This is a genomic window from Novosphingobium sp. NFX11, from assembly GCF_057376415.1.
Genome location: NZ_CP080384.1, coordinates 2457500 through 2469550, shown reverse-complemented (window position 1 = coordinate 2469550; position 12051 = coordinate 2457500). Strand labels below are relative to the sequence as shown.

At 65.3% G+C, this 12051-nt stretch carries 12 protein-coding genes, 2 tRNA genes and 2 pseudogenes; 9 read left to right on the top strand and 7 right to left on the bottom strand.

Going from position 1 to position 12051, the window contains the following annotated elements:
* The first annotated feature begins 65 nt into the window (after positions 1 to 65).
* The 3 genes and pseudogenes from KZO24_RS12690 to KZO24_RS12680 form a co-directional block, all read left to right on the top strand.
* The gene (locus KZO24_RS12690) at positions 66 to 1013 is read left to right on the top strand and encodes a LacI family DNA-binding transcriptional regulator (RefSeq protein WP_486486301.1); all 948 of its coding nucleotides are present in this window, start codon (positions 66 to 68) and stop codon (positions 1011 to 1013) included.
* A 5-nt stretch (positions 1014 to 1018) separates the two neighbouring features.
* Positions 1019 to 1867 (top strand): shikimate 5-dehydrogenase, encoded by an 849-nt coding sequence (locus KZO24_RS12685; protein ID WP_486486300.1) that lies wholly within the window; start codon positions 1019 to 1021, stop codon positions 1865 to 1867.
* Between the two features lie 71 nt (positions 1868 to 1938).
* Positions 1939 to 2200, top strand: a pseudogene (locus KZO24_RS12680) (class 1 fructose-bisphosphatase); the annotation flags it as partial.
* Between the two features lie 161 nt (positions 2201 to 2361).
* On the opposite strand, the gene KZO24_RS12675 reads toward KZO24_RS12680, so the two are convergent.
* Positions 2362 to 2437: transfer RNA gene (locus KZO24_RS12675), tRNA-Thr, on the bottom strand.
* 114 nt (positions 2438 to 2551) lie between these two features.
* Positions 2552 to 2627, bottom strand: a tRNA-Val gene (locus KZO24_RS12670).
* A gap of 116 nt (positions 2628 to 2743) precedes the next feature.
* Between KZO24_RS12670 and KZO24_RS12665 the strand changes: the two genes are divergently transcribed.
* Together KZO24_RS12665 and KZO24_RS12660 are read left to right on the top strand one after the other, a co-directional pair.
* Positions 2744 to 3796: an SLC13 family permease gene (locus tag KZO24_RS12665; RefSeq protein ID WP_486486299.1), complete on the top strand. Its 1053-nt coding sequence runs from the start codon at positions 2744 to 2746 to the stop codon at positions 3794 to 3796.
* A complete protein-coding gene (locus tag KZO24_RS12660) occupies positions 3759 to 4532 on the top strand; it encodes an SLC13 family permease (RefSeq protein WP_486486298.1) in 774 nt (257 codons plus the stop codon). The genes KZO24_RS12665 and KZO24_RS12660 overlap by 38 nt, the downstream gene beginning before the upstream one ends.
* 28 nt (positions 4533 to 4560) lie before the next feature.
* Here the strand turns inward: KZO24_RS12660 and KZO24_RS12655 are convergent, their stop codons facing one another.
* Both KZO24_RS12655 and dcd read right to left on the bottom strand, forming a co-directional pair.
* Entirely contained in the window at positions 4561 to 5148 is a 588-nt protein-coding gene (locus tag KZO24_RS12655) for a DoxX family protein (RefSeq protein WP_271182115.1), read from the bottom strand.
* A gap of 61 nt (positions 5149 to 5209) precedes the next feature.
* Positions 5210 to 5763, bottom strand: a pseudogene (gene dcd, locus KZO24_RS12650) (dCTP deaminase).
* A gap of 139 nt (positions 5764 to 5902) precedes the next feature.
* On the opposite strand from dcd, the gene KZO24_RS12645 reads away from it, so the two are divergent.
* The 4 genes from KZO24_RS12645 to KZO24_RS12630 all read left to right on the top strand — a co-directional run bounded on the left by KZO24_RS12645 (position 5903) and on the right by KZO24_RS12630 (position 10211).
* The gene (locus KZO24_RS12645) at positions 5903 to 6547 is read left to right on the top strand and encodes a hypothetical protein (protein WP_486486297.1); all 645 of its coding nucleotides are present in this window, start codon (positions 5903 to 5905) and stop codon (positions 6545 to 6547) included.
* Positions 6548 to 6593: 46 nt separating this feature from the next.
* Positions 6594 to 7715, top strand: coding sequence for a non-hydrolyzing UDP-N-acetylglucosamine 2-epimerase (wecB, locus tag KZO24_RS12640; protein WP_271182113.1), 1122 nt, complete (start codon positions 6594 to 6596; stop codon positions 7713 to 7715).
* Positions 7716 to 7969: 254 nt separating this feature from the next.
* Positions 7970 to 9286 (top strand): UDP-N-acetyl-D-mannosamine dehydrogenase, encoded by a 1317-nt coding sequence (gene wecC, locus KZO24_RS12635; RefSeq protein ID WP_271182112.1) that lies wholly within the window; start codon positions 7970 to 7972, stop codon positions 9284 to 9286.
* A gap of 463 nt (positions 9287 to 9749) precedes the next feature.
* On the top strand, positions 9750 to 10211 hold the full coding sequence (locus KZO24_RS12630; RefSeq protein WP_309298979.1) for a CHAP domain-containing protein: 462 nt from the start codon (positions 9750 to 9752) through the stop codon (positions 10209 to 10211).
* Between the two features lie 162 nt (positions 10212 to 10373).
* On the opposite strand, the gene KZO24_RS12625 is transcribed toward KZO24_RS12630, so the two are convergent.
* From KZO24_RS12625 to KZO24_RS12615, 3 genes are all read right to left on the bottom strand, one after another.
* Positions 10374 to 10601 (bottom strand): hypothetical protein, encoded by a 228-nt coding sequence (locus tag KZO24_RS12625; protein WP_271182110.1) that lies wholly within the window; start codon positions 10599 to 10601, stop codon positions 10374 to 10376.
* A gap of 147 nt (positions 10602 to 10748) precedes the next feature.
* Entirely contained in the window at positions 10749 to 11330 is a 582-nt protein-coding gene (locus KZO24_RS12620; RefSeq protein WP_486486296.1) for a CDP-alcohol phosphatidyltransferase family protein, read from the bottom strand.
* Positions 11331 to 11501: 171 nt separating this feature from the next.
* Positions 11502 to 11918: a secondary thiamine-phosphate synthase enzyme YjbQ gene (locus KZO24_RS12615; RefSeq protein ID WP_271182109.1), complete on the bottom strand. Its 417-nt coding sequence runs from the start codon at positions 11916 to 11918 to the stop codon at positions 11502 to 11504.
* Positions 11919 to 12051: the final 133 nt, after the last annotated feature.

The following is a 12051-nucleotide window of genomic DNA, read 5'->3' as shown; positions in this document are numbered from 1 at the left end:
CACATGGCGATAGGGATCAAGGATGTGGCTCAGGTCGCCGGAGTCTCCCCGCTACCGTCTCGCGCGTGCTGGCGGGCCGACCGGTCGATCCGGCGATGAGCGAGCGCGTGCTGGCGGCGGTGAAATCTACTGGATACCGCCCGAATCTCGCCGCTCGGCGGCTGCGCTCCCAGCACAGCAACACCATCGGGCTCGTCGTCGCCGACATCGGCAACCCGTTCTTCACCGCCGTCTCGCGCGCAATAGAGAGCGTTGCTGCCGCGCGCGGCTTGCGGGTGATCCTGTGCAATACCGACGAGGACCCCGCCAAGGAAGCGGCCTACCTCGAACTGCTGCACGAGGAGCGCGTGACCGGCGTGATCCTCGCGCCTTCGCGCCAAAGGGTCGCGAGAGGCGGGCGAAGCGAACTCGACTATCCCGTGGTCCTGATCGATCGCGCCGCGCCCGATGCCGAGTTCGACTGCGTACTGCTGGACAATGCGCGCATGGCGGAGGTCCTCGTCGAGCACCTGTACGCGCAGGGACATCGCCGGATCACCGGCCTGTTCGGCGCGGCCAGCACCACGGGCGCCGAACGCCGCGACGGTTTCACGAGGGCGGCGGGGCGGCTCGGACTTACGGTGGAGACGATCGCGGTACCCCATACAAAGGACGCGGCGGAGCAGGTCATCGCCCAGTTGCTCAGCCGCGCGGAGCGGCCCGACGCCGTGGTGGCGAGTAACGGCGTGATGCTCGTCAACGTGCTGCGGGCCTTGCGCGACCTTGGCCTGGAAGTGCCGCGCGATATCGCGCTCGCTGGGTTCGATAACAATGACTGGATGGAGTTCGTCGGCGGTGGCCTAAGCGTCATCGAGCAGCCGGTGGAGGAGATCGGCCGCACTGCGATGACGATGTTGCTCGACCGGCTCGAAAACCCCGATGCCGCGGGCCGCAAGGTCGTGCTGGCGGGCCGCCTGATACCTCGCGGATCGAGCATGCGTGCCGATATCCGCTGCAAGACTACCGGAGACTGACGCTCATGGAACGTACCACCATCGGCCGCGACACGCGCTTGTGCATGTCCTTGTCGGCCCGCCCCGGCAATGCCGGATCGCGTCTGCACAACTGGCTCTACGACCATTATGGGCTCGACTACGTCTACAAGTCTTTCAGCACGAGCGACCTCGCCGCCGCCGTCGGCGGCATCCGGGCGTTGGCAATTCGCGGCTGTGCGATCTCGATGCCCTTTAAAGAGGCGGTCATCCCGATGCTCGACGCCCTAGAGGACTCTGCACGGGCAATCCACAGCGTGAACACCATCGTCAACGACGGCGATGTGCTCACCGGCTACAACACCGACTACGTCGCCGTGCGCGACCTCGTGACGCGCAGGGGCATCGATCTGGCAACGCCGTTCCTGCTGCGCGGCAGCGGCGGCATGGCAAAGGCCGTGGTCGCCGCGCTCCGCGATCTGGGCTTCCGCCAAGGCACGATCGTTGCGCGCAACCGCGAGGATGGTCCCGCGCTCGCGGCGCAGTACGGTTTCGAATGGCTAGCGGAAATGCCTTCACGGGGCGCTGCGATGCTCGTCAACGTGACGCCGCTGGGCATGGAGGGGCCACAGGCCGAGGCGCTCGCCTTCTCGCCCGAGCAGGTCGCGGCCTGCGACATCGCCTTTGACGTCGTGGCCCAGCCCGCGAATACGCCCTTCGTCCGGGCTGCGCGAGAGGCCGGGAAGACGGTGATATCGGGCGCGGAGGTGATCGTGCTCCAGGCGATCGAACAATTCGTGCTCTATACAGGATTGCGACCTGATGCGGAGGCAGTAGCGCAGGCGGCTAGGTTCGCGCATGGTCCGCAGGTGGCAGATCTGCTGCGGAGCGCGTGACTCGTTCTCTGCCGATTTCCGGACAAACCTGAGTTCTGCGCCGGGCGCAACGTCCATCGCGAAAGGTCATGATGCAACCGATCACACTGACCCGCTTTCTCATCGAGTAGCAACGGTGCGAGGACAATGCCTGTCCATCGGAACTGCGGCTTCTCGGTAGCCCGCGCCTGCAAGACGATCACGCACGCGATCTCGAAGGGCGCGCTGGGCGATGTGCTGGGCTGCCTTGGCTCGGAGAACGTGCAGGGGGAGGTCCAGAAGAAGCTCGACGTCATCGCCAATAAGATCCTGCTCGACGCCAACGAGTGGGGCGGCCATCTCGCCGCCATGGCCCTGCCTAAAACAATCAGGCACGCTGCACCTTGCGGGTTGCGCATGGGAGACCTCTCGACGCGGCCAAATACGCCCCAGCCTTGACCCAACCGCTCCTCAAGCTTGGAAAGCCCTTCCCGTGGGAAACCGCCGATGTCTGAGTGGAAGTGCCTTTAGGAAGGTGGTGCCGCTTACGTGACTCGAACACGTGACCCCATCATTACGAATGATGTGCTCTACCAACTGAGCTAAAGCGGCATGCCTTGCGGGCAGGCGCGGCGTTTACATGGGGAGGGCGAACTGTGCAATCGCCTTTGCCAGATTTTTTCAGAGCAGCCAAAAGGCCTGATTTTTCTGGAAAATGAATGGATATGGTGGGCGGTGAGGGGCTCGAACCCCCGACCCTCTCGGTGTAAACGAGATGCTCTACCAACTGAGCTAACCGCCCGCGCCTTGCGCTGGGGGCTATTGCCGCCTCTCGGCCGCCTCGTCAATGGTTCAACCGGGCACCGCAGACGTCCCTGTGCATTTCCTGCCTTGCGTCCCCTGTCGTCCCGAGGCCCGATGACCTTTCAGCAATGCCTGTCGATTGCTCTGCTCTGCGCCATGATGGCCCTTTTTATCTGGGGTCGCTTTCGTTACGATGTAACCGCGGTCATTGCGTTGCTCGCGGGGATGGCTCTGGGGCTGGTCAGTCCGGAAAAGGCTTTCCTCGGCTTTTCAGACGACATCGTCATTATCGTGGGCTCGGCCCTGGTGCTTTCGGCCGCCGTTCAGCGGTCCGGCTTGATCGAGAAGGCCGTCGCATGGGCAGGACGATGGCTCTCACGGACGGGGGCGCAATTGCTGGTGCTCACGGCATCGGTCGGGCTTGCCTCGGGGCTGATCAAGAACATTGGCGCACTCGCAATGCTGATGCCGGCTGCCGGACAACTCGGCCGCAAGAGCGGCACCAATCCTTCCCGCTTCCTCATGCCGATGTCGTTCGCGGCGCTGCTTGGCGGGCTTACCACGCTGGTCGGGACGTCGCCCAATATCATCGTCAGCCGCGTGCGCGAGCAGATGATCGGCGAGCCCTTCGAGATGTTCGACTATTTGCCGACCGGTCTGGGCCTGCTGGTCATCGGCCTCGTCTTTCTGCGGCTGTGCTATCGCCTGTTACCTGCCGACAGGCGCGCGGCGGCGACCATGGGAGAGGCGCTCGACATCGCGGACTATACGATCGAGGCGCGGGTTCGCGAGGAGGCTCCCGTCGTCGGCGGCACCGTCGCCGCATTTCTCAAGGAGCATGACGGAGAGGTCGAGGTTACGGCCGTGTTGCGCCGTGGCCTTGCCGGAGACGTGCGCCCCGACCTCGTACTGGTTGAAGACGATGTTCTGATCCTCGCGGGTGATCCGGATGCGCTAGAGCGTGCGGTAGCCGCGGGAGGGCTTGATCCCAGTGGCCATGATCTCGACGGCGACGAGGACGAGCACACCGCACGCGCGCGTGATCACGTGGGGGTGATCGAAGGGGTCGTCACCGCCCGCTCGGCATTGGCGGGGAGTTCGGCAAGTCGACTCAGTGCTGCGCGAGCGGATGGGCCTGAGACTCGTTGCCATTTCGCGCGAGGGTGAGAGCCTGCGCGCGAAACCCGCCAGCATCCTCATGCAGCCGGGCGATGTGATCGTGCTGCAAGGGGTGTTGTCGGCGATGCCGGGGAGGTTGCGGCAACTGGGCGTGCTCCCGCTGGCGCAGCGGCAGATCGCGCTGGGAGCGACGCGCAAAGGCTGGCTGGCGGTGGCGATCCTGGCCGCCGCGATGCTGGCGACGGCGACCGGATTGCTGCCGGTGGCACCGGCGTTTTTTGCCGGAGCAGGGCTCGTCGTGATTACCGGAGCGCTCCCGGTCGACGATGCCTACGAGGCGGTCGAATGGCCGATCCTGATCATGCTGGGGGCGCTGATCCCGGTCAGTGGGACGCTTCAATCGACCGGGGCATCCGACGTCATGGCGACGGAACTGGCGGCACTGGCACGAGATATGCCGCCATGGGGCGCGGTGGCGCTCGTCCTGGCGTCTTCGATGGCGGTGACACCATTCCTCAACAATGCCGCTACCGTGCTTGTCATGGCGCCGATCTCGGCGGTTTTCGCCGACGATCTCGGCTATCGACCGGACGCCTTCCTCATGGCCACAGCGATTGGTGCGGGGTGCGACTTCCTGACGCCGATCGGGCACCAGTGCAACACGCTGGTCATGGGGCCGGGAGGCTATCGTTTCGGCGACTACGCGCGATTGGGAGCGCCGCTGTCGCTGCTGGTGCTGGTGCTGGGCACGCCACTCATCATTCACTTCTGGCCGCTGCAGTGAGTGAGCAGCAGCGGCCAGCATGCCGAGCTTACCAGTCGAACCAGCGGCGGTTGCGCCAGCCCGCGCGGCGAACCTCTGGCACACCGTCATGGTTGACATCGGTGACAACGGTGCGCGGTTCGTGAGCCGAAGCGACCTGTCCCTGCGCGAGGGCATCGGCGCGGGCTTCGGCGCGCGCGGCGCGCAGTTCGGCGTCGCGCACCCGGGCATCGGCGTCGCGTGCGGCGATCTCGCCCCGGCGCTCGCGGGCGATGGCGTAGTAGTGGCTCCACATCTGGCTATGGGCAAAGGCCAGCGCGAGGCCGCCGATCATCGCAAGGTTCTTGAGCGCCATGACCCGCTGCATCGGGTCGCCGAACTGCGCGTGGAAGAACAGGATCGTCAGCGCGGTGAACCCGGCCAGCAGCACCGCCACCAGCCGCACCATGAACCCGGCGGCAAGGCACAGCCCCGCCAGCAGTTCGAACAGCCCGGTGGGAATGGCAAGGCCCGAGGGCAGACCGGCGGCGACGATCATCGTCTCGGTCGCGGATATGTCGGCGAGCTTGCCCGCCCCGGAAAATATGAAGATGAGGGCGATCAAAATCCGCCCGATTATCGCGGCAATCTTCGACACGGCTTTTCTCCCGGCCTGTTTTATGCCGGGAGAAGCGGGCGTGCGCGGGGTTTGTTCCCTCTCAGAGCCGGGGCAGCGTCACTCCGCGCTGGCCCATGTACTTGCCCGCGCGGTCGGCATAGCTCGTCTCACACGGTTCGTTGCCCTTGAGGAACAGGAACTGGCAGGCGCCCTCGTTGGCGTAGATCTTCGCGGGCAGGGGGTGGTGTTCGAGAATTCGAGCGTCACGTGGCCTTCCCAGCCCGGTTCCAGCGGCGTGACGTTCACGATGATGCCGCAGCGCGCATAGGTGCTCTTGCCCAGGCAGATGACCAGAACGTCGCGTGGGACGCGGAAGTATTCGACCGTGCGGGCCAGCGCGAAGGAGTTGGGCGGGATCACGCAGACGTCGGTGGTACGGTCCACGAAGGAGTTCGCCGCAAAGTCCTTGGGGTCGACCACCGCCGAATCGACGTTGGTGAAGATCTTGAACTCCGGCGCGACGCGGGCGTCGTAGCCATAGGAAGACAGGCCGTAGGAAATGCACCCGTCGCGGCGCTGCGCCTCCACGAACGGCTCGATCATGCCGTGTTCCTGGGCCTGCTGGCGGATCCACTTGTCGCTGAGGATAGACATGGCGCGGGTGTTACCCAAGCCGCCGGGACGGGCAAGAGGCGCGTTCGGGGTTGTCCACGTGGAAAGGCGGAGATAGGCTCTGCCGCGTGACGATGCTCCCCGCCGCTTCGCCCTGACGCTGGTTCCGCTGGCTGCTCCATTGCTCGCTTTGACCGCGTGCAATCCCGAATCGGATGCGAGCGCCGAGCCGCCGGCCGCCGCGAAGATCGACCCGAGCCCGCAGGCCAAAACCAATGCAGCCGAACTGGCCAAGCGGGAGGACGCGCAACTCGCCTGGCTGAAGACAACACTCGACAAGCCCGAGCATGCGCAGGTCTATTCGGCCGCGATCGGCCAGGCACGCGGCCGCGCCGAACATTGCCAAGACCAGCACTGCATCAACCGCGCCCTGAAGCGCCGCGAAAGCCGTCTGAACTTTGCCGAGGGCAAGCACGCGCGTATCCCTTTCCTGCCGTTCCCGTCGGGGCAATTCGCGCGGGGAGAAGCGGGCTATTCCGGCCCCGTGCGGATCGTCCCGCTGATCGACGGCAAGGCGATGCTGGTCATCTCGCTTGCCTTCAAGGGCCGCCGGTCCTGCACGCTGGACGGCGTCATGAGCCGCGACGACGACAAGCAGACCTGGACCGTCGCCTCGCTGGAAGAAGGACTGCCGATGCTGGTCTTCACCCCCAGCGGCAAGGACGCCTTTCAGCTGTCCTATGCCGAAGCCGGGCACCAGCCGCACACGGATGATTATTGCACTGCGGGCACGAGTATCGACGGACGCTATACTCTGGCGAAATGAAACGGCTTTAGTCTCCATTTAACACACGGCTGCTAAGCCCCGCCGCATGACTGCACGCATCCTCGTCGTTTTCGGCACGCGCCCGGAAGCCATCAAGCTGTTCCCCGTCGTCCATGCGCTCAAGGCCGATCCTCGGTTCGAGTGCGTGGTCTGCGTCTCCGCGCAGCATCGCCAGATGCTCGATCAGGTGCTGGAGATCGCCGGGATCGTGCCCGATCACGACCTCGACGTGATGCAGCCCGACCAGACGCTCGATGCGCTGACGGCGAACCTGCTCACCGGGCTGGGCAAGGTGATGGACGCAGTGAAGCCAACCCGCGTGATCGTGCAGGGGGACACCGCCACCGCCATGTCGGGCGCTCTCGCGGCCTATTACCGCAAGCTGCCGGTCGATCACGTCGAGGCAGGGCTGCGCAGCTACAACATCTACCATCCGTGGCCCGAGGAGGTGAATCGCAAGATCATCGGCGCCATGGCGAGCCTGCACTTCGCGCCCACCACCACCAGCGAGGCGGCGCTGCTGCGCGAGAACGTGGCGGCCGACCGCGTCCACGTCACCGGCAATACCGTGATCGACGCGCTCCATTGGGTCACCGCCGAGATCGAGCGTAATCCCGCTCTCGCGTCGGGCCTCGCCGACCTCGAAACCCGCTTCGCGGGCAAGCGCATCATCGGTGTCACCAGCCACCGCCGCGAGAACTTCGGCGAGGGGATGGAGCAGATCGCGCAGGCCATCCGCGAAATCGCATCGCGTCCCGACACGGCGGTGATCTTCCCGGTCCACCTGAACCCCAACGTGCGCAAGGTGATGAACGAGCGTCTTTCCGGCCTCGACAACGTCGCGCTGATCGAGCCGCTCGACTACCCGCACTTCGCCCGGCTGCTGGCGATCAGCGAGATCATGCTCACCGATTCGGGCGGCGTGCAGGAGGAAGCCCCGGCCCTCGGCAAGCCGGTACTGGTAATGCGCGAGACCACCGAGCGGCCCGAAGGCGTCGAGGCGGGCACCGCGAAACTCGTCGGCACCGATGCGCGCCGGATCGTTACCGAATTATCAACCCTGCTCGACGATAAGACCGCCTACGAGGCCATGGCGCGCGCCCACAATCCGTTCGGAGACGGGCAGACCTCGCGCCGCATCCTGGAGCTGCTTGCGAATGAAATCTGACAAGAGAGCTTGTCCTGCTCATTACGATGCTCCGGGACGGAGTCGATTTTGGCCCAGCGCAAGGCGCGAGGAGGGCGCAATGCCGGTACATTGTGCCCGACGAGCAACGCAGCGATGGGCCAAAGCGGCCCGCCCCTTCGGGGTTTTGCTGGGAAGCCTGCTGGCGTCGTCATGACGCTTGCACGGGGCAACCAGCCCGTGCTGCGCGCCATTCCTAGCCAGCAGGCTTCCCAGCAAAATCACGGAGCATCGTAATGAGCAGGACAAGCTCTTCACCTTCGGTCTGCGTCGTCGGCCTCGGCTACATCGGACTTCCCACCGCCGCCGTGATCGCCCGTTCGGGCAGCAAGGTGCTGGGCCTCGACGTGTCGCAGAAGGTGGTCGACACCATCAATCGCGGAGAGATCCACATCGAGGAAGTCGATCTCGACGGTCTCGTGCAAGGCGTGGTTTCGCGTGGGCTGCTCTCGGCCTCGCTGGAGGTGGCGCCCGCCGACGTCTTCGTGATCGCGGTGCCCACGCCCTTCGAAAAGGACGAGAAGGGCGATCACGCCCCTGACATCTCGTATGTCCTCGCGGCAGGCCGCAAGATCGCGCCGGTGCTCAAGGCGGGCGACGTGGTGATCCTGGAATCGACCTCGCCGGTCGGCACCACCGAGAAGATGCGCGACATGATCGCGCAGATGCGCCCGGACCTGAAGATTCCCGGCCTGACGCGCGAGACCCCGGACATCTCGATCGCCTATTGCCCCGAGCGCGTCCTGCCCGGCCGCATCCTCGAGGAACTGACCAACAACGACCGGTCGATCGGCGGCATCACCCCGCGCTGCGCGCGCAAGGCGCTGGCGTTCTACAAGCGCTTCGTACGCGGCGAATGCGTCACCACCGACGCCCGCGCGGCCGAGATGACCAAGCTGGTCGAGAACGCCTACCGCGACGTCAACATCGCCTTCGCCAACGAACTGTCGATCGTCTCGGATCGCATGGGGCTGGACGTGTGGGAGGTGATCCGCCTCGCCAACCGCCACCCGCGCGTCAACATCCTCTCGCCGGGCCCGGGCGTCGGTGGCCACTGCATCGCGGTGGACCCCTGGTTCATCGTCCACGGCGCGCCCGAGGAAACCCCGCTGATCCGGACCGCGCGCGGGGTCAACGACGGCAAGATGCACCACGTCATCGCCAAGGCCGAAGCCCTGATCGAAGCCCATCCGGACGCGCGCATCGCCTGCCTCGGCCTCGCCTTCAAGGCCAACATCGACGACTTCCGCGAGAGTCCGGCCCGCTTCGTCGCCAGCCGCATCGCGCGCAAGTTCGGGGAGCGCGTCTCGATCGTCGAGCCCTATGCCGCCGAATTGCCGATCGAGTTCACCGACACCGGCGTCACCCAGATCGACATCGACGAGGCGCTGGAGACTTGTGAGATCCTGATCGTGCTGGTGGACCACGACGTCTTCCGCGTCGTGCCGCTGGCCGAACGCGCGACCAAGCTGGTCTACGACACGCGCGGCATCTGGGCCGACCAGCCCCGCGTCGTGCGCGAGGAAGCGGCGAAGCTGGCTCTGGCGAGCTGAGCCTCACCGCATTCGTCATTGCGAGCGCAGCGAAGCAATCCAGGGCAGTCCACCGCCGCCCTGGATTGCTTCGCTGCGCTCGCAATGACGGAGTGGGGCCATTGCCCCGTCACCTTGCTTGATCAAAAAAACTGATGGTCATCCCCACGAAGGCGGGGGCCCAGCTGATGATGGTGCGGTCGGCCGCTTCACGAGATGGGTTCCCGCCTTCGCGGGAATGACGGTGCAGGGAAGGGCGATTCGGTCCCAACCCGGCAAAATTTCCCTAGTTGTTCCAGAGTCTTGCGACCAAACACTTCATCGCATTTCGTCGCTTGTGGACAGTGCGACGAACCGTGCGAGAGGGACGGTGACCGCCCAACCCCTTCGCTATCGCAGCAAGAGTTGCGCGTTATAACTCCTGTCCATGAAATTCGTTCCCGCATTCGCTCTGGCCGCTGTTGCTCTGTTTACCCAGCCGGCCATGGCCCGTCCGCTCCAGTGCGCACCTTATGCGCGGGAACACTCGGCCATCGACCTGCATGGCAATGCGGCGACCTGGTGGGGTCAGGCCGAAGGCACTTATGCTCGCGGCAAGACCCCGCTCGCCGGCTCGGTGCTGGTGTTCAAGGCGACCGGCGCGATGCCGGTGGGTCACGTCGCCGTCGTCAGCAAGATCGTCGATGAACGCCATGTGGTGCTCAACCACGCCAACTGGTCGCGCCCCGGCATGATCGAGAAGTCGGCCATGGCCGAAGACGTCTCGGCCAACGGCGACTGGAGCAGCGTTCGCGTGTGGTACGCCCCGACTCAGTCGCTGGGCCTGCGCACCAGCCCGACCTTCGGCTTCATCTACGCGCCTGGCGCCGCTGCCGCCGATCAGAAGCCCGGCCTGCCCAGCGACACCTTCCAGGCCGCTTTCGCGCAGCTTCCCTCGCAGGGCTGATCTCTATTTATCGCCGCTGTTGCCGTCCCGGACTTGACCCGGGACCGTAGACGCGTGTGCGCCCGATCCTGGGTCAAGCCCGGGACGGTACAGGATGCGAAAGCGGACGCCTCCCTGCCGAACGCAGGGGGTACTCGGTGGCGGCCCGCTTTCGCAGCCTGATTACTTGCAGACCCTGACCTTCTTGCCGCGCTTCACCTGATAGCGGCAGGTCACCTTCTTCGCGGGCTGCTTCTTGGTAACGCCAGTCTTGCGCACGGTGGTGGTCTTCTTCACCACCGGCCTGGCGGCGGTGTGCGTTTCATGCTGCGCCGTCTGCGCACCGGCCACGGACGGTGCGAAAGCGCCCAACGCAAGGGCGGCGAGGATGGTCATGCTGGTCTTGTTCACGGGTAGTCCCTGTTCTCGGAGCGGCCGAATGGGCCAAGGGCGTCGCACCCGCCTTGGGACGGTGAAGACACCTGCGCGCCTGAAGTTCAGGTGAACGGGAGCGGAATTTACAAGAACTTACGTAGCATTACAGGCCGTGCAGGTCGGTCATTTGGCCGGGTCTATAAGCGCCAGCCTGCGGACCGACCGCGCGGTCTGCACCACGAACACGCCGATCAGGATCACGCCCACGCCGCCGACGAACCAGTCGAAAACGGTCATCGCCTCCATGTCGCGCTGCTTGTCGCCGAGGATCAGCATCGCGAACGTCAGGGAGATGAGGATCAGGCGCAGTTCGGTCGGCCCGGCGTTGAGGTACGACAGCCGCAACTCGCCCAGCACCCGCACCGCCAGGAAGGCGTGAATGCACAGCAGCAGGTAGCCGACCATGGCGATCAGCGAGACTTCCAGCCGCACATAGGGGCTCACGCCGATGCCGAGCAGGATCAGGAAAGTCGCGATACCGTCGCAACTGTGGTCGAGGAAATAGCCGTAGCGGGGCCGCTCGATATGGCGAAAGCGGGCGAGGCTGCCGTCCATCGAATCGCCGAACCAGTGCAGCAGGTAACCCGGCATGCACAGCCACAGCCAGTCCTCGTCGAGCAGGCTGGTGGCGTATCCGGCGAAGATCAGGACCGCGCCGACCATGCCCAGCGCCGTCAGCAGGTCGGGCTTCACCCAGGCCGGCATGCGTGCGCAGAGCCAGTTGAGCAGCCGCCGCTCCCCGATGGCAAGGAAGTTGCCCTGAATACGGACGGGGGCGCAATACGATTTTCCTGCATGGGCCCTTATTGTGACAAGCGGATGGCTTGGCAAGGTAAACCGCCGCCGTGATGGGCCATTCCGTCGCGTCTGACGGGGTTATTCCCCCATCAAATGCACCGCGATCTCCCGGCAATGCGGTCGGCGCCGGTGTTCGGCCAGATAGATGCCCTGCCAGGTGCCCAGCGCCATGCGTCCGTCGATCACCGGGATCTGCAGGTTCACGCCCGTCAGCGTCGCCTTGAGATGCGCAGGCATGTCGTCCGGTCCCTCGTCGTCATGGGCATAGTGCGCACCCTCGGGCGCCAGCCGGTCGAGCCAGGCGGCGATGTCCACCCGCACCTCGCGCGCGGCGTTCTCCTGGAGCAGCAGCGAGGCCGAGGTGTGGCGGCACAGCAGCGTCAACAGACCCTCCTCGATGCCGGTCTGCGCCAGCCACTCGGCCATCGCCCGTGTGATTTCGGTGAACCCGCGGCCCGGCGTATCGATGGAAAGGATGGTCGAGGCTTGTCGCATTGCGCCACGGTGCCTGCTTGCGACGCCGCTTTCAACTACGGCGCGAAAGGAAGAGGACATCCATGGACACGCAGTTCTGCAAGGTGGCGACGGAGGGCCGCGTCATGACCATTACCATCGACCGCCCCGAGAT

Excerpts from the sequence above, each read along its gene's own strand:
- wecC (WP_271182112.1), top strand. The coding sequence starts at position 7,970 with ATGAGCAGGACAAGCTCTTCACCTTCGGTCTGCGTCGTCGGCCTCGGC.
- KZO24_RS12660 (WP_486486298.1), top strand. The coding sequence starts at position 3,759 with ATGGGCCTGAGACTCGTTGCCATTTCGCGCGAGGGTGAGAGCCTGCGC.
- wecB (WP_271182113.1), top strand. The coding sequence starts at position 6,594 with ATGACTGCACGCATCCTCGTCGTTTTCGGCACGCGCCCGGAAGCCATC.
- KZO24_RS12620 (WP_486486296.1), bottom strand. The coding sequence starts at position 11,330 with ATGCCGGCCTGGGTGAAGCCCGACCTGCTGACGGCGCTGGGCATGGTC.
- KZO24_RS12615 (WP_271182109.1), bottom strand. The coding sequence starts at position 11,918 with ATGCGACAAGCCTCGACCATCCTTTCCATCGATACGCCGGGCCGCGGG.
- KZO24_RS12665 (WP_486486299.1), top strand. The coding sequence starts at position 2,744 with ATGACCTTTCAGCAATGCCTGTCGATTGCTCTGCTCTGCGCCATGATG.
- KZO24_RS12630 (WP_309298979.1), top strand. The coding sequence starts at position 9,750 with ATGGCCCGTCCGCTCCAGTGCGCACCTTATGCGCGGGAACACTCGGCC.
- KZO24_RS12685 (WP_486486300.1), top strand. The coding sequence starts at position 1,019 with ATGGAACGTACCACCATCGGCCGCGACACGCGCTTGTGCATGTCCTTG.